This is a genomic window from Streptomyces humi (genome assembly GCF_001005085.2).
Classification (GTDB): Bacteria; Actinomycetota; Actinomycetes; order Streptomycetales; family Streptomycetaceae; genus Streptomyces; species Streptomyces humi.
Genome location: NZ_LBMU02000045.1, coordinates 80,778 through 96,620, shown reverse-complemented (window position 1 = coordinate 96,620; position 15,843 = coordinate 80,778). Strand labels below are relative to the sequence as shown.

Below are 15,843 nucleotides of genomic sequence, written 5' to 3'. Positions count from 1 at the left end.
GCACGGTCCTGTCGGGTGTATGGAAAGGTCAGGCGGAGACTCCGAACAGCTCGCCGAAGCGTCCGAGCAGCAGGTCGGCGCCCTTGTAGCCGGAGGTCTCCGCCGCGCCCAGCACGACCGGGCCGTCGGGGCCGGGCACCTGCGAGGCGCCGCCGGTCGAACCGAGCGGCACGAGCACCGCATCCGGCCCCGGCCGGTAGGTCTGTTCGACCGGGCGCCCGGCGGCCAGCGCCCTGATGTTGGCGGCGACGGTGACGGCGTGTTCGGTGGCCGCCTTGGACCGCTTCGGCTCGGGCACGGCGGTGACGTCACCGATGGCGAACACGTTCGGTGCGCCCGCCACCCGCAGGTGCTCGTCGACCTCTACATGCCCGTCCCGCCGCCGTGCGGCGGCGAGTTCACCGGCCAGCATGTCGCTGAGCGGCGTCATCCCGTAGCAGCGGAACCACAGGTCCGCGTCGATCCGGATACCCGCCTCGGTGGTGACCGAGAACGGCCCGCGCACCCCCGCAGGCGTCGACGGCGGGGCAGTCAGCGCGCTGCCCAGCTCCAGCCGTACGCCCCGCTGGGCCAGTTGCTCACGCAACGCGTGGCGCAGCTCGGGCAGATAGCGCCCGCCCAGCACGTCCTCGGCAGGGTCGACCACGACCACCTCCGTCTGCGGCCACCGCTCGGTGATCTCTCCAGCCAGCTCCAGTCCGACGGGGCCGGCCCCGAGCAGCAACACCCGGGAGGAGGAGGTGAGTTCGGCCCGCGTGTCCGCGTGTCGCAGCACGGAATCGGCGCTGTCCTCGGTGTCCGGCTTCGCCGGGTAGGGGTACGACGAACCAGTGGCGAGGACGACGTAGTCCGCGTCGATGCGCGTGCCGTCGGCCGTGGTGACACCTCCCGCGTCCACCGCCACGGCGCGGGCGCGCACATGCCGGCCCCGAGTGAACAGCCCGTCGTACCCGAAGTAGATCCGCTGGGCCCACTCCTCGTCGACCAGCCCGCGTAAGGCCGCCACCGCGTGGACGAAGGCGTCCTTGGGATCGATCAGGACGACGTCGAAGTCCGGGTCCAACTCACGGGCCAGCGCGGCCCCTCCGTATCCGCCGCCGACGATCGCGACCGTGCTGCCCATAAGTTGCACTCCTTGTGCTCACCGCGTCGGTACCACCGGCGGAAGACAGGGCTCCGCCGACACTCGGGAAGCCTAACCGGCGGCCTAGGTAAAGTGCAATCTGTATGGCAATTAATGCCCGGAGCCTGACAGAGACATCGAGGTGTCGCATGCCCATGGCCTACCTGTACGACCGTTTCGGCGGACCGGAGGTCGAGTACTTCGCCGACCTCCCGCGACCGGTTCCGGGCCCCGGTGACCTGCTGCTCGCTGTGCACGCGGCCGGCGTCAACCCCGTGGACTGGAAACGCCGCTCGGGCCGCCGTCCGGCCGGGGCGCCCGCCGTCGTGCTGCCCGCCGTGATGGGCGGCGAGGCGGCAGGCAGGGTGGTCGCGCTGGGCCCCGGCACCACCGGCTTCGCCGTGGGCGACGCGGTCCTCGGCGGCCCGACGACAGGCGGGTACGCCCAGTACACCCTGCTGCCCGCGCGAGCGGCGGTCCGCAAACCGCCGGAGGTCTCCTGGACCGACGCCGCCGTCCTGCCCATCGCCGCCGCCACCGGCTACGGAGCGGTACACCAACTCGCCCTCCCGCCAGGCGCGACGCTGCTGGTGACCGGCGTCGGGGGAGGCGTCGGCGTGGCCGCCGCGCAGGTCGCGGTGGGTCTCGGGCTGACCGTGGTGGGCTCGGCGGCCGAGGACAAGCGGGCGTTCGTCGAGGAACTCGGTGTACGGTTCGTCGCCTCCGGACCGGGCCTCGCCGCGCGGCTGCCGGGCCGCGTGGACGGCGTACTCGACCTGGTCGGCGGAGAGGTCCTGCGCGAGAGTGCCGGGCTCCTGGCGGACCGCACGAAACTGGTGAGCGGCGCCGACCGGGACGCCGTCGCCGCACTCGGCGGCGCGCCGGTGGGGTCGGTGCGTGACCCCGCGATCCTGGGCGCTGTCGTGGAGCTGGTCCGCACCGGCGCTCTGAACCCGAAGGTGACGCACGTGATCCCGTTCGAGCGGGCACCTCGGGCGGTCCGGGCCGTGGAGGGCGGACACGGCCGGGGCAAGACCGTCCTGGAGATGCCGCCTTTGACTTGAGAGCCCGAGTGGCGGACCGCTCGGCCCTCCAGGAAGTAAAATGCAATTTGCATGGCAATTTGGCCGACGGGCCACCCGATCCACCGGAGGCTCCCCTGAACACCACACCGCCGGCTCCCGCCGACCCCGACGTGCCGACGCGCCCCGGGCGACCCGGCGGCAGGGCCGCGAAACGCCAGGCCATCACCCAGGGCGCGCGTACCGTCTTCGGCCGCGAAGGATACAGTCGCACCAGCATCGAGGCCATCGCCGCCGAGGCCGGGGTGTCCACCCGCACGATCTACAACCATTTCCAGGGCAAGGACCACCTCTTCTCAGACGTGGTCCGTGACAGCGCCAGCCAGGTCGCGGACGCCTTCATCGCGACGGTGGCCGAACAACTCTCCGGCACCGACGCCCGCGCCGACCTGATCGCCCTCGGCCGCGCCCTCGTCGGTCAACGCACCCAGTTCCCCGACCACTTCGCGATGATCCGGCAGATCAAGGCCGAGGTGCAGCACTTCTCGCCCGCCCTGATCGACACCTGGCAGCAGGCAGGACCCCTGCGCGTCCAGAGCGAGGTCTCCCGGCGCCTTTCCCAGCTCACCGACGCCGGCCTCCTGCACATCTCCAGCCCCGCCCGCGCCACCCTCCACTTCGTCGCCCTGGTCAACTCCGAGATCACCATCAGCCCCTACGCCAGCCGCGCCCCGAGCCCGGCACAGGTCCGCGCCTGCGTCACCCGCGCGGTCGACGCGTTCCTGCACGGCTACGGGGCCGCGGCCACGGACTGAGTGAATCCGTACCACGTCGCCGACGGCGACCACCTGCTTCCGGGGCTGGAAACGGCCGGGCCGCACAACCAGCCGGTGCGGAGGTGGTCACGGCACAGGTGGGCCCCGAGGAGTTCCTGCGGATTCTTCGGGGCGATCCCCACAGTGGATCGCGGTGGTGACCACCGCGACGCCGACCACCCACCCAGAGGGTTCCCCTGTGATGCCTTCCCGGCGGCCTCCGCCGAGCCGCCCCTGCTGGTGGCGTGCCTGGACCGGCATCCAGCACCCCGCAGACCCCGCTGTCCCGGCGGGCGTTCGTCCTGCACCCGCAGGACGATGGCGCAGGGATCATTCCTTGGTGAGGAGGCGGACAAGACGCTCGCCGTGCCTTCCGCCGAACCACTCGGCGTGGCCGACGCAGTACTCCTGTGCCGGCCTCGTGTTCTGCGCAGATCGTGTCACGCTGTGGAAGTAGCCGAGTTCGGAGAGGGCGAACTCCGCGTGCCGCAGGGGAAGATGGGCGGCCAGGGCGGCAGACTCCGCTTTGGTGAGGGGCGTACGGGCCGGTGGCCGTCGGGGATCGCCAGAGCGTCCTGTTCGCGGACCGGGAAGCCGGGACGAAGCGGAAGACCGTCGGCACCACGACCGGGGCGATCGCCGAAGAGCTCGAAGGCGGGGCACCGGTGTCCCGGGCGAATCCTCGCACCCGGCCCGCAGGAACGACCACGACGGCATCAGTCCCCCTCGCCGCGGCCCTCCGGCTCGAACCCCCCGATGGTCGGTCGTGACGTCGGCAGGATCCCGGCATGGCCGATCGTCGTTTCGAGTTGATCTGCGAGAGCGTCGACGGCGGCCGACACGCGCCCGGGACCGCCCAGGTCGCGGGCGCCTCAACTACCCTGCAAAGCAGTTTGGTTGACACGGGCCGAACTGCGTGCTTCCATCCCGGCATGCCTTTGCCGGAGCCTCTGACCCGTCGCCGCGCCGTGGACCTCGTCCGCGTGGCCGCCGCGCTGTGTCGGCTCCCCGGCTGATCGGCTTTCTCTCGGTTCTCTTCTTCGACGGCCGCGTCGCGCATGCGCTGTCGGTTTGTGCAGGCATGTCGAGGACGTTCCCCTGCGCGTCGGCTGCCGCGCTCTGCCCGGCCCCTCTTCCCCGCCTACGCATGGGACTGCCATGTCTGCTGCCGGCTCCGCCGCCCACCAAGAGTTCGCCTACGATCGCCGCAGGCTGCGCCAGTGGCTCGCCGGCGAGGCCAGAGCGGACGGGGTCACGCGGCGCCGGCTGCTGACCCTGCTGGCCGCGACCGCCGCCGCCACCGCGCTCCCCGTGAGGAATCCGGCGCGCGCCGCCGACTCGCCGATCGTCAAGCCGTTGCCGCCCGAGTGGTTCATCCAGCGCGGCACCAACGCCGAGACCCGCTGGGAGGCGCTGCGTGGAACCGGCCACCACACCCCCAACGCACTGTTCTTCGTCCGTAACCACACGGCGACACCGGTCCTGGACGCCGCCGACTGGCGGCTGAGACTGTGGGGCGACGGGCTGCGCGGCACGCCTGCCGAGGACCGGCCGGTGGAGTTCGGGTACGACGATCTGCGTGCCCTGCCCGCCGTTACCCGCACCGCGTTCGTCGAGTGCGCCGGGAACGGCCGCAGTTATTACACGACACAGCAGGGCGAGACGGTCACCGGCACCGCGTGGACGCTGGGCGCGGTCGGCGTCGCGCGCTGGCGCGGGGTGCGCCTGGCCGACGTACTGCACAGGGCCGGGCTGTCCCCGTACGCCGTGGACGTGCAGCCCCGTGGCCTCGACGCCGAGTATGTCAGCGGCGGCGAGAGCCTCGGCCGGGTGCGCCGCCCGCTGCCACTGGCCAAGGCGCTGGACGACGTACTGCTCGCGTACGAGATGAACGGCGAGCCGCTGCCGTACGATCACGGCCACCCGGTGCGGGTGCTCGTGCCCTCGTGGGTGGGGATCGCCTCGATCAAGTGGGTCGGCGACATCGAGGTGTCGGCGCGGCCGCTGTACTCGCCGTGGAACACCACCTTCTACCGGCTGTTCGGCCCCGCCTACCCGGAGGACGGCAGTGCTCCGCTGACCCGGCAGACGATTAAGAGCGCCTTCGAGCTGGCGAGCGGTGCGACGTTCGCGGCGGGGGAGAGCCAGGTGCTGCACGGACGGTCCTGGTCGGGCGCGGGCGTCGTTGCGCGGGTTGATGTCTGCACCGACAGTGGGACGAACTGGCGGCGCGCCCGACTTCATGACCGGCCGCGTCCCGGCACCTGGACACGCTGGTCCGTCCCGTGGACGCCCGGAACGCCCGGCCCGACGCACTTGCTGGCGCGCGCCACGGACACGGCAGGCCGTACCCAGCCGGACACCGCCGTGTTCAACGCGCAGGGCTACCTGTTCCACGCGGTGGTCCGGCACCCGGTGTCTGTCCTCTGATACCGCTGTGCGGACCTCTCACCGCGTCAGGTCTCCTCGTGCAGGGCATCGGCGGCCGGCAGGTCCCCTGAAGGGGTCTCCTGTCGCCCGTTGCCGCGGAGCTGGTCCTGCGCCCACCTTTCGAAGGTGGTGAGGGGCAGGCCCAGATCCTTCGCGAAGCCGGGTCGGGCGGGCTGGAGTTCTTCGTTGATGCGGGCCTGCGCGAAGCCCATGCCGGGCATCCCGGCGGCGGTCGCTTCCGCGCTGGTCATGTGGGGTGCCGCAAGTTCGACGCCCAGGGTGCGGGAGAGGGTCGCGGCGATGTCCGTCATGGACAGGAAGTCGCCGGCCAGTTCCAGTTCGACCCTGTCGAGCCGTTCCGGCTCGGCGATGGCCGCGGCGGCCGCCGTGCCGATGTCGGCGACGGCGATGAGGGAGAGCCGGGTCGCGGGCTTGAGCAAAGTGACCAGCCCACCCTCGATGCCGCGGGGGAACATGATCCGGGCTGAGGGGAGGAAGTTCTCCATGAAGAAGCCCGGCTTGATGAGCGTCCAGTGCGTGAAGCCCGCCTCGCGGACCCGGTCCTGGATCCCGGCCTTGGCGCTGTAGTACGGCTCCATCCACGCCCACTGGTCCTTCGCCCAGCTGACATGCTGCCCCGCACCGGAGACAGAGGTGTGGACGAACTGCGGGACTCCCGCGGCTCGGGCCCCTTCGATCAGGTTGACGGCCTGCGCGACCTCGCCGTCGAAGCCGCGGCCGTCCATGTCAGGCATCTGGACGGAGAACACCGCGCACGCTCCCTCGGCGGCCCGGCGTACCGAGCCGGGGTCGTCCAGGTCGCCGGTGACCAACTCGGCGCCCAGCGCCTCGACCTCCTTGGCCCGGTCGGTGGCCGGGTCGCGGACGAGCGCCCGGACGGGAATCCCCGCGGCGATCAGGGCGCGCGCGGTGGCACCGCCCTGCCGGCCGGTGGCGCCGACGACCAGAACGGGAAGGGACTGTGTAGTCATGGTGCTCCTCCGCCGAGAACCCGGAAGTAAACGGTGGGGCCCGCCGTTTACTTCCGAGTACAATACGGAGGGCCCCGCCACTTAGCAAGCACGGAGACGCCCCATGACCGGCCAACGCGCGGACGCCCGGCGCAACTACGCCCTGATCCTTGCCGTAGCAGAGGCCGAGGTTGCCGCGCATGGCGCCGACGCCTCTCTGGAACAGATCGCTCGTACCGCCGGGGTCGGATCGGCCACCGTCCGCCGGCACTTCCCCACCCGAAGGGCACTTCTGGAAGCGGTATTCAGCAACCGGATCGACGCCCTGTGCGCCCTCGCCACGGAACTCACCAGCGCCGACGACCCACGGTCCGCACTGCTGGACTGGCTCAACGCACTCACCACGTACGCGACCTCCGCACGCGGCATGGCCGATGCGCTGCTCCAAGACGCGGCGGACGAGGCCGATCACGTGAACGCCTGCTCGGCCCGGCTCGGCGGTGCCGTGGACCCGCTGCTGCACCGTGCCGTTCGGTCCGGTGCGGTGGCGCCCGAGGTAACCACGGCCGACCTGATTACGCTGGTCACCGGCCTCGCGCTCGCCACGGAGCAGCACCCGGACCCTGCCGCCGAGGCGCACCGGCTGCTCACCCTGACCGTGCGGGGCATCAGCCCGCAAAGCTGATCCGCACAACGGTGGACGCCGGGCGCAGGGTGTCAGGACGAGCCCCCCAAAAAACCTCTCCCGCGTCCATCGCGCGGCGGGCCGACGCCGCCTCCGCCCGCGGCAGCACCCCGTGCACGACCGTGCGCAGCCTTCCGCCTGTGGCATCGGCGAACCGGGAAGGCCGCACGGCCTGCCGGTCGGGCCCGGGCACGGTGTCGGAGCTGAAGGTGGCGAACGACAGCGACCCGCGGAAGCCGGCCATCAGCCGCATGCCGAAATCCACCGGCGGCGGCCCGCCGAACACGCCGACGGCCACGTAACGCCCGTTGGGGTTCAGCCTGTCCACGAAGACCGGAAGCTGCGCACCGGCGACCAGGTCGATGACGACATCGAAGCCCTCCGGCGCGTCCGATCCTCCTCACCCGCCCGGCCCAGGACATCGGTCGCGCCCAGGTCCTTCAGGCAGGCGTCGCGCTCCGCCGAGGACATGGTGACCGCCGCCGCGTCCGCCGCAATGCCGCCCTCGCCGACCCGGACCCCTGGCACAGCTTCCAGAGCCTGATCCAGCGGATCTGTGAACTCCACGCACACAGCCGCGGCTTCGCCGACGCCTTCATGACGGCCTTCCCCGAAGCCGCCGACTTCACCGCCGACCGCCGACCGCCGACCGCCGACCGCCGACCGCCGACGGACCGTACGGGCGGTCACCGAACTGGCCCGCCGCGCCCATGCCTCCGGCCGGCTCCGCCCCGGTTTCGTCGTCGACGACCTGATCCTCATGCTCATGGCCCATCAGGGCCTCCAGGATGCCCCTCCCGCTGCCCGGCCCGGCAGCCTCCCGCCGCTTCGCCGCCTACGTGATCGAGGTATTCCGCGCCCCACCCGGGACGGGAGCCCCCGCATCGCTGCCGCCGGCCCCGGACCTGCGACCCGCAAGCTCACCCGACCCGCCTCGACCCGTATCTGCGGGCGGCGGCTGGCGACATAGGCCCGCACCATGTGATAGGTCACCTAGACCGCACCGTGCTCGTCGACCGGGCGGTCGAAGATCCGCTTGGCGGTGTGCCGCTGCTTGCGTGGAGCATCCAGGACCGCCCTCGGCATCTGGTCGATGACCGGCTTGAACGCATGCAGCCGCCGTCTTGCGGGGTGGCAACTGCTCGCGAGGCTCGGGCCAGACCGAAGCCATGGCCGCCCTCACCGTCCGGAACCCGACCCCGTACTTGCGCTGCCCCTCACCACGGAAAGCATTCCGAGTATCCCGCCGCAAGCACCCAAGTGGTGTCAGAACTCAGTGCGATATCACTCTCCACCGACACCGGTCGCTGTCGCTCCCGATCGACAACCGGTGTCACCACTCACTGATAAAGCCAACCGCGGCTACGACCAAGACAAGTACCGCCGCCTGGTCCGGGACCTCGTCGTGAAGCCGCAGACCGCCCGCCGTGGGACCGAGCACGGCTCCGGCCTGCGGACCCAGCGCTGGGTCGTCGAGCGAGTGTTCGCGCACCTGCACTGTTTCCGTCGCCTTCGCGTCCGCTGGGAGACACGCGATGACATCCACGGAGCCTCCCTCAGCCTCGCTCGCCGCATGATCTGCTGGCGACGGCTGAAGAAGCTCGGGTCGCGTTGACCGTCGGTGTCCTGAGGGGCCCTGAAGCCGTGATCTCTCGTTCAAGCGATGGAACAGGAGGCCGCCCGCGCCGAACTGGCCCACGCCGTCTCCACCGCCCGACAGAAGATCACCTTGCTGCGCCGCGGCTGACCAACAAGGAGGGCCACTGTGGCAGCACCCGCCGAGCGCGCCAGGCCATCTCCCGGGCGGTATCGGATCCGTCGCCACGACCACCGAACCCTGGACCGGATCCGGTGTCGTGCCACCGGCCTGGGCGGCAGCAGGATGAAACACGCTCGCCCGAAGCGGCCGGCCGCCATCCTCGGCAAGCCACGAACCTCGCCCAGGGACACTCCGCAGGACGGCGGACTCCTGTTCCACGAGCTGCCGCAGGTTCTCACCGACCGTGATACGGCCTGGAGCTGGGCTTCGCCCAGGAATTGGCCGCCGCGGGAGCTATGAGCCGTCTACTGCTTGCCAGTCGGGTAGGGCATCCCGCCACGGGTGCTCGGGCGGCAAGCCGACGCGCGGGTCGTCCACCCACGTTCTCCAGGCTTGCGGTAGCCGAACCGGGCACTGCGTCGTCGGCTGCTCCAGCAGGTCCCACGCGTCGCGATAGCCCTCCCAGGTCGACGCGTGCACGCGGGCCTGTTCGAAGCCGGTGTTTCTCTTGCCGGGCGGGAGACCTGGCTCGGTCAGCCATGCCTGGTGCTCCATCCATGCCGCAGCCCACACGTGGTCGCGCGGGACGACGTACGACGCCGGCGCCCGGCCGGGCGTCGAATTCAGAGCGACGAACACGAACCACTCGCGATCGCTCAGGGACGGTAGCTGCGTCTTGGTCCCGCAGCGCCAGTTGGGCCTCGGCATGGGGCTTGCCGACTTGACCTGTACCTCGATCATGCGGCGGGTGCCATCGGCGCGGACGGCGAGAATATCGGTGCGCTCCAGGCCGTCGCGGGTGAGCGCGGCACCCCATCCGGCGCCGGCGAGGACCGAGCACACCCAGTGCTCGCCGGCACTCTTGGTCATTTTCGTGTCCACGACAGAGATTGTGCGCGATGGCCACGATGCTTTGCGAGCTACATGCGCTTGGGTCGGACCAGCCTTGCTCTGGTATCTCCCTTGTCGTCGGCGCGGAGACAGTCGCCTCCTGGGACCGTGACGAATTGGTGCGATCCGCTGACCGGCGTAGGGTCACGACGTCGATCGTCGTGCAGTCCTCTCGCGCTGTTCGAGCCACTCGAGGTACCAGCTGCGGAAGGTGTGACGGTTTCCGTTTGCGTCGATGTACGGCGTGAAGGGCGGGTTGACTGCGCAGTCCCGGTCGCGGAGCTCTCCGCGGTGCGGACCCACTGCGATGAGCCAGCCGGTCATTCTGCATCTGTTGTCGCTGATGTGGATCGCACCCCGTCCGCGCTGCAAATGCCAGACTCTGTCGGCGGCTTCGCCGAAGACCTGGTGGTAGTCGTCCAGATAGTCGTCGTCTTCGTCACAGGTGGTGGGTTCGTACCCGGCGGCGCGAAGGGTGGCGACCTGCTGGGCGGCCCAGTCCTCCGTCTCGACGAACGGCGCACTGGAGTCCAGGAGCCAGGGGTGGTCCTCGTCGCAGTCCCAGACCCATCCCCACCTCCCGTCGACCCGGCGCAACGACGTGAGCTCGAGTGCCGGTCCGGGGCCGCCGGCTCCGACCTCCGCCAAGAACGTCCGGTACTCCTCGGGAAGCGCGACACCGAACTGCGCTTCAACCTCGGTGATCTCGGCAGGAGTCAGGACCGGCTCGAACGTCGGATACGGAGACGGCCCGTGCCCACGGGCTCGACGCTCGGTCTCCATCACCGCGATGACCCGATCCCGGACTCCCGACCAGTGCACCTGCGTGTTCATGGCTCTCCTGTCGACGGTGAGCACGGACATTAGTCTCCGCCACCGACATCCGAATTCCTTCGGGCGCGAGCGTATGCATCGTGCTGCCAACCGGGCATCGCAAGTGCTGTGACAGCCTGTACATTCAGGCGCGCGAGGGCCCGGCTGGCTGTGGTGGAGCGCCTCACCTGGCGCGCGAGCGCTTGAGATGGCGAACCCGAGTGCCGGAATTGACGGGCAAGGTGGTGGCCGGCTCCGTCTGCTGCCGCTGCCGCTGCCGCTGCCGCTGCCGCTGCCGCTGCCGCTGCCGCTGCCGCTGCCGCTGCCGCTGCCGCTGGCTGCGGCGGTCGGTGGGCCGCGCTGTCAGCGCCCGCCTCCAGGGTCGGCCGTATGACAACCGCCTTGGTCGAGGACTCCTGGGACCGGATCGACAGTTGGCTGCGGGAGCACACGCCTCGCATCTTCGCCGCCCCGGCCGCATCCACGTCCAGATCGCCGAAATGCCCGATGGACAGAGCTACTTGTGGACCGCCCGCGCCGGCACCCGGCACCGCGGCGGCTGGGGCGAACCCGGCAAGACCTTCGCCATCGGCCTGGGCTGCGAGATCCGTCACGCCCACCGACTCGTCTACGCCGACGGCCTCGACCTCACCAGCGACTCCGTCGCCACGCCCATCGGCATGGGCTGCCGCGTCTGCGAACGCCTCGACTGCCCCCAGCGCGGCGCACCACCCCTCGGCCGCCCGCTGCGGAGCGACCAGAACACCAGCACGTTCGTGCCGTACCCCGTGACGGATCACACGACTTGACCCAGCGATTACCTTGATAGCCTCGGTGGGCCAGTCGAGCCACACCTGAGGCCAGGGAATCCGGTGCGAATCCGGAACTGACGCGCAGCGGTGAGGGGGACGGGCGGGGCACGACGCCACTGGGAGACCGGGAAGGCGCCCCGGCCGGACGAACCCGAGTCCGAAGACCTGCTGGCACCTTCGCGCCCCCGCGCGGAGGGACGTCCGTAGGCCAGGCTCCGCGAACGAGCCCCGACCCCAGAGGCATGCCCGTGCTCCGCACCCCCGTCGTTCTCCGCACCCCGGCTCTTCTCCTCACGTCCGCCCTGCTGCTCACCGCCTGCGGTTCCGCCGACGGCGACGACACGAAGGCGGAGGAGACCGCTGCCGCCGGCTATCCGGCCACCCTCGACAACTGCGGCGACCAAGTCACCCTGAAGTCGGCTCCACAGCGGGCGGTCTCCCTCAACCAGGGCACCACGGAGATCCTGCTCTCCCTCGGCCTCGCCGACCGGATGGCCGGTACGGCGACCTGGACCGACCCGGTGATGAAGGGGTTGGAGAAGGCCAACGCGTCCGTGCCCCGCCTCGCCGACGACAACCCTTCCTTCGAGAAGGTCCTGGACGCCGAACCCGACTTCGTCACCGCCTCGTTCGTCTCCACCCTCGGCAAGGGCGGAGTCGCCACCCGCGAGCAGTTCGAGAAGCTGGGCGTGCCCACCTACGTCTCACCGTCCGACTGCTCCGAGGGCAAGGACAACGACAGCGGCGGCGACGGATCACGCAGCACCCCGCTCACCCTTGACGCCGTCTACGGTGAGATACGCGACCTGGCCCGCGCGTTCGGCGTCGAGGAGCGGGGCGAGAAGCTCGTCGCCTCGCTGAAGAAGCGGGTGAGCACGGCCACCGCCGGACTGCACGCCTCGGACGTCTCCCTCATGTACTGGTTCGCCAACTCCCAGTCGCCCTATCTGGCCGGCTGCTGCGGCGCGCCCGGCGCCATCACCCGCGCCGTCGGCGCGAAGAACGCCTTCGCCGACACCCACGACGAGTGGCCCCAGATCAACTGGGAGACCGTCGCCGACCGCGACCCCGACGTCATCGTCCTCGGCGACCTCACCCGCAGGCAGCAGACCGCCGAGACGGCCAAGGCCAAGATCCGCTTCCTGGAGACCAACCCCGCCACCCGCAACCTGGCCGCCGTGAAGAAGAAGCGATACGTGCTGCTGAGCGGGCAGGCGATGAACCCGTCACTCCGCACGATCGAGGGAATCGAGAAGGTCGCGGCCGGACTGCGGGACTTCGGGCTCGCCAAGTGAGTGTTCGCTCACTGCTGTTGACGGTCGGAGGGCCGGCCGCGCTGCTCGCTTCGATCGCCGTCGCCGTGACGATCGGCCCCGCCGACATCTCCACCGGTGACGTCTGGGCGTCCGTCGCGGCCCATCTCGGTCTCGGAGAGAGCGCGTTGGCTCCGCTGCGGGACGGCATCGTGTGGGACCTGCGGATGCCGCGCACGCTGCTGGCCGCCGTGTGCGGGGCCGGACTCGCCGTGTGCGGCGCGGTCATGCAGTCGCTGCTGCGCAACCCGCTCGCCGACCCCTTCGTACTCGGTGTCTCCTCCGGCGCGTCCACCGGAGCGGTCGCCGTGGTCGTGCTGGGCGTGGGCGGGGGAGCGGTGTCCCTGTCGGCTGGCGCGTTCCTCGGCGCGCTGCTCTCCTTCGCCCTGGTACTGCTGCTCAGCCACACCCTCGGGGCCGGCACCGACCGGGTCGTGCTGTCCGGCGTGGCCGCCATGCAACTCTTCTCCGCGCTGACCTCGTTCATCGTGCTGACCTCCGCCGACGCCGAGACCACCCGGGGCGTCCTGTTCTGGCTTCTCGGCTCGCTCACCGGCGCCGACTGGGGACAGGTACTGCTCTGCACCGCCGTCCTGGCCGTGGTGCTCGTGGTCTGCCTCGGATACGCCCGTACGCTCGACGCGTTCTCCTTCGGCGACGAGGCCGCCGCCGGACTCGGGGTCCGGGTCGCCCGTACCCGTCTCGTGCTGCTCTGCGCGACCGCGCTGCTCACGGCCGCGCTGGTCAGCTGCGCGGGCGCGATCGGCTTCGTCGGCCTGGTCCTTCCGCACGCCACCCGGGCCCTCACCGGGTCCGGGCACGCCCGCCTGCTGCCGGTCACCGCGCTGACCGGCGCCGTCTTCCTGGTGTGGGTGGACACCCTCGCCCGGACCGTCCTCGACCCCCAGGAGGTCCCGGTGGGCGTGGTGACGTCCCTCATCGGCGTGCCGGCGTTCGTGGCCGTGCTCTACCGAGGACGGAGAAGGACATGAGCAGCCTGCACGCGGACGGCGTCGTACGACGCCTGGGCGACAAGGTCGTCGTCGACGGCGTCACGCTCACCCTGCGCCCCGGCGAGACCGTCGGCCTGCTCGGCCCCAACGGCTCAGGAAAATCAACGTTGTTGAGGTTGCTGGCCGGGGTGCTGGCCCCAACGTCCGGAGTCGTGACCCTGGACGGACGCCCGCTCGCCGAAGTCGGCCGCCGTGCCACCGCCCGCCGTGTCGCCACGGTCGAGCAGCACGCCGACACCCAGACCGAGCTGACCGTCCGGGACGTCGTCGCCCTCGGCCGCATCCCGTACCGCCGCGCCTGGACGCCCGCGACGACGGCCGACGAGCAAGCCGTCACCGAGGCCCTCGCGCGCACCGGACTGGCCGACCGCTCCGGCCAGTCCTGGCACACCCTGTCCGGCGGCGAACGCCAGCGCACCCAGATCGCCCGCGCCCTCGCCCAGCAACCTCGCGAACTCCTCCTCGACGAACCCACCAACCACCTCGACATCCAGCACCAGCTCGACCTCCTGGAGCTGATCGCGGGCCTGCCGGTCACCACGGTGATCGCCCTGCACGATCTGAACCTCGCCGCGATGTACTGCGACCGGCTGCTCGTCCTGCGCGACGGCCGCGCGGTCACGCAGGGCACCCCGGCCGAGGTGCTCACCCCCGCCCTCATCGAGCAGGTGTACGGCGTCCGAGCGCAGGTGACCCACGACCCAGGCCACCCCCTGATCCGCCCCCTGATCCGCTTCCTGCGCCCAGGCGCACGAGACGGATCTCCCCTGGAGAGGAGAGCGACGAGCGATGCCCCGACAACGCCCTGAAGCAGTCGGCACGGAGCCCACGTCCACCGCACCGGCACCGTGCCGTGTCGTCGTCTGCCGGGACTGCTGCTGCGGCACCCCGAAAGTCACCGGCGTGGACCACGACCGGCAGCTCGCGCGCCTGACCGGGGAGGTCCCCGTCCGCGTCTCGGACTGCCTGGACGTCTGCGAGCACGCCAACGTGATCGTGGTCCAGCCCTCCGCCGCCGCACGCGCCACCGGCGCGCGCCCGGTCTGGCTGGGTCTCGTCAACGACCCCGACGCCACCGAGGACATCGCCCGCTGGGTACAGGCGGGCGGGCCCGGAGTCGCTCCCTGCCCGGACATCCTCGACCTGTACGTCTTCACCCCGCCGGGCAGATCGAGATGAGCGGGTCGCGAGGCCGACGGAGGTTTCACGCCGGGCACTGACCAGATCGTTCGGCGAGAGGTGCCGCAGCCACGAGGAAGGCGGATCACATCGCTGTTCGTCATGATGCCGACCGACCTCATCGGCACGTCTCGGCGCCCGGCGTCGGACGAGGCGCGTACCGCTGAGATGGCGTCCTCGGCATCGGTGGACGCCGTGCCCCTCCCGGAGCCGGGCAGCCCCGATTGCCCCGATTGCCGCACAGTTGCAGCCGTCGGCAGCGAGGCCGCTGAGGAGGTGGAGCCAGATGCCGAAGATGTCGGGGTCGACCGAGAAGGTGAGCAGTGCGGCGGCGGGGAGGTTGATGCCGGTGGCCGATGAGGTCTCCCTCGGGCGGCGCTTCTGCGCCCCTTCCCGGAGTTCTGGCCTTCGCGCGTGAGCCTGAGCGGCCACGCGCTGGCCGGGCTCGTCTCCGCGGGGGCGGCCGGTGCGGTGAATCCGTCGGAGACGAGCCGGCGGAGCAATGCTCCCTGGCTCCGAGGTGTCGTGAAGCTCGTCTGCTTCTCCTCGGCCATCGCCGCCGATCCGAAAGGCCGAAGGGTGCCGTCGACAAGGTTCCACACAAGTCACGATGATCAACAGTGGCTGCACCCGTCCCGCGCTGGCCCCACCAGCAAGCTCAACCAACAGCTGGAGCGCTAGGCGGTTTCGAGGAGTCGCTTCCGCAGTTGGGCGGCGCCGGATCGGGCGAGCCAGTCCGCGAGCGTACGCAGTCCGGGGTGGATGATGCGCAGCGCCTCGATATCGGCGTGCCAGCGCGATCCGGCTGCCCAGCGCTTCCGAACCTGGGCGATCTCAGGCCTACGGTGTCCGTGCCCAGTGCCTCGACGCGGCCCACGCACTCCATGTTGCCCCCGACAGCGGGGAATTCGGGGGGAGAAGCCAGAGCGGCCGCGCAGCACGTGCAGATCACTGGTGTGAAGAGGGGTCGCCTTCACCCGGATCAGTGCCTGGCCCTCCGGCGTGGGAACAGGCCGG

At 70.9% G+C, this 15,843-nt stretch carries 15 protein-coding genes, 2 pseudogenes and 1 riboswitch; of the genes and pseudogenes, 12 read left to right on the top strand and 5 right to left on the bottom strand.

Going from position 1 to position 15,843, the window contains the following annotated elements; genetic code table 11:
* Nucleotides 1–28: 28 nt before the first annotated feature.
* On the bottom strand, nt 29–1,123 hold the full coding sequence (locus AAW13_RS21190) for an NAD(P)/FAD-dependent oxidoreductase (RefSeq protein WP_046729418.1): 1,095 nt from the start codon (nt 1,121–1,123) through the stop codon (nt 29–31).
* A 149-nt stretch (nt 1,124–1,272) separates the two neighbouring features.
* On the opposite strand from AAW13_RS21190, the gene AAW13_RS21185 reads away from it, so the two are divergent.
* From AAW13_RS21185 to AAW13_RS21165, 3 genes are all read left to right on the top strand, one after another.
* Complete coding sequence (locus tag AAW13_RS21185) at nt 1,273–2,187, top strand: NADP-dependent oxidoreductase (protein ID WP_046729419.1); 915 nt, start codon at nt 1,273–1,275, stop codon at nt 2,185–2,187.
* Nucleotides 2,188–2,246: 59 nt separating this feature from the next.
* A complete protein-coding gene (locus AAW13_RS21180; RefSeq protein ID WP_240528671.1) occupies nt 2,247–2,960 on the top strand; it encodes a TetR/AcrR family transcriptional regulator in 714 nt (237 codons plus the stop codon).
* A gap of 1,158 nt (nt 2,961–4,118) precedes the next feature.
* Nucleotides 4,119–5,390, top strand: coding sequence for a sulfite oxidase (locus AAW13_RS21165; protein ID WP_046729421.1), 1,272 nt, complete (start codon nt 4,119–4,121; stop codon nt 5,388–5,390).
* A gap of 26 nt (nt 5,391–5,416) precedes the next feature.
* Here AAW13_RS21165 and AAW13_RS21160 read toward each other — a convergent pair whose 3' ends face one another.
* Complete coding sequence (locus AAW13_RS21160) at nt 5,417–6,382, bottom strand: NmrA/HSCARG family protein (RefSeq protein WP_063777062.1); 966 nt, start codon at nt 6,380–6,382, stop codon at nt 5,417–5,419.
* Nucleotides 6,383–6,485: 103 nt separating this feature from the next.
* On the opposite strand from AAW13_RS21160, the gene AAW13_RS21155 reads away from it, so the two are divergent.
* Entirely contained in the window at nt 6,486–7,046 is a 561-nt protein-coding gene (locus AAW13_RS21155) for a TetR/AcrR family transcriptional regulator (protein ID WP_046729422.1), read from the top strand.
* Here the strand turns inward: AAW13_RS21155 and AAW13_RS46855 are convergent.
* The gene (locus AAW13_RS46855) at nt 7,030–7,374 is read right to left on the bottom strand and encodes an MDR/zinc-dependent alcohol dehydrogenase-like family protein (protein WP_240528670.1); all 345 of its coding nucleotides are present in this window, start codon (nt 7,372–7,374) and stop codon (nt 7,030–7,032) included. The genes AAW13_RS21155 and AAW13_RS46855 overlap by 17 nt on opposite strands.
* Before the next feature lie 173 nt (nt 7,375–7,547).
* Between AAW13_RS46855 and AAW13_RS46850 the strand changes: the two are divergent.
* Together AAW13_RS46850 and AAW13_RS47805 are read left to right on the top strand one after the other, a co-directional pair.
* Nucleotides 7,548–7,957: pseudogene (locus AAW13_RS46850) on the top strand (TetR/AcrR family transcriptional regulator); the annotation flags it as partial.
* A gap of 182 nt (nt 7,958–8,139) precedes the next feature.
* A complete protein-coding gene (locus tag AAW13_RS47805; RefSeq protein WP_420855480.1) occupies nt 8,140–8,661 on the top strand; it encodes a transposase in 522 nt (173 codons plus the stop codon).
* A 438-nt stretch (nt 8,662–9,099) separates the two neighbouring features.
* Here the strand turns inward: AAW13_RS47805 and AAW13_RS21135 are convergent, their stop codons facing one another.
* Both AAW13_RS21135 and AAW13_RS21130 read right to left on the bottom strand, forming a co-directional pair.
* Entirely contained in the window at nt 9,100–9,687 is a 588-nt protein-coding gene (locus tag AAW13_RS21135) for a hypothetical protein (RefSeq protein ID WP_206306257.1), read from the bottom strand.
* A 153-nt stretch (nt 9,688–9,840) separates the two neighbouring features.
* Nucleotides 9,841–10,554 carry an SMI1/KNR4 family protein gene (locus AAW13_RS21130; RefSeq protein ID WP_240528669.1) on the bottom strand — a complete coding sequence of 238 codons (714 nt, stop codon included), beginning with the start codon at nt 10,552–10,554 and terminating at the stop codon, nt 9,841–9,843.
* A 163-nt stretch (nt 10,555–10,717) separates the two neighbouring features.
* On the opposite strand from AAW13_RS21130, the gene AAW13_RS44970 reads away from it, so the two are divergent.
* The 6 genes and pseudogenes from AAW13_RS44970 (at nt 10,718) to AAW13_RS21100 (ending at nt 14,826) form a co-directional block, all read left to right on the top strand.
* Entirely contained in the window at nt 10,718–10,903 is a 186-nt protein-coding gene (locus AAW13_RS44970) for a hypothetical protein (RefSeq protein ID WP_071659626.1), read from the top strand.
* Nucleotides 10,881–11,318 (top strand): annotated as a pseudogene (locus AAW13_RS44965) (DUF2083 domain-containing protein); the annotation flags it as partial. The gene AAW13_RS44970 and the pseudogene AAW13_RS44965, both read left to right, overlap by 23 nt.
* Before the next feature lie 14 nt (nt 11,319–11,332).
* A riboswitch (cobalamin riboswitch) is annotated at nt 11,333–11,508 on the top strand.
* Between the two features lie 55 nt (nt 11,509–11,563).
* Nucleotides 11,564–12,616 (top strand): ABC transporter substrate-binding protein, encoded by a 1,053-nt coding sequence (locus AAW13_RS21115; RefSeq protein WP_206306256.1) that lies wholly within the window; start codon nt 11,564–11,566, stop codon nt 12,614–12,616.
* A complete protein-coding gene (locus AAW13_RS21110) occupies nt 12,613–13,626 on the top strand; it encodes a FecCD family ABC transporter permease (protein WP_046729426.1) in 1,014 nt (337 codons plus the stop codon). The genes AAW13_RS21115 and AAW13_RS21110 overlap by 4 nt, the downstream gene beginning before the upstream one ends.
* Nucleotides 13,623–14,456, top strand: coding sequence for an ABC transporter ATP-binding protein (locus tag AAW13_RS21105; RefSeq protein WP_046729427.1), 834 nt, complete (start codon nt 13,623–13,625; stop codon nt 14,454–14,456). Before AAW13_RS21110 ends, AAW13_RS21105 begins: the two co-directional genes overlap by 4 nt.
* Nucleotides 14,437–14,826, top strand: coding sequence for a hypothetical protein (locus AAW13_RS21100; RefSeq protein ID WP_071659625.1), 390 nt, complete (start codon nt 14,437–14,439; stop codon nt 14,824–14,826). The genes AAW13_RS21105 and AAW13_RS21100 overlap by 20 nt, the downstream gene beginning before the upstream one ends.
* Nucleotides 14,827–15,843: the final 1,017 nt, after the last annotated feature.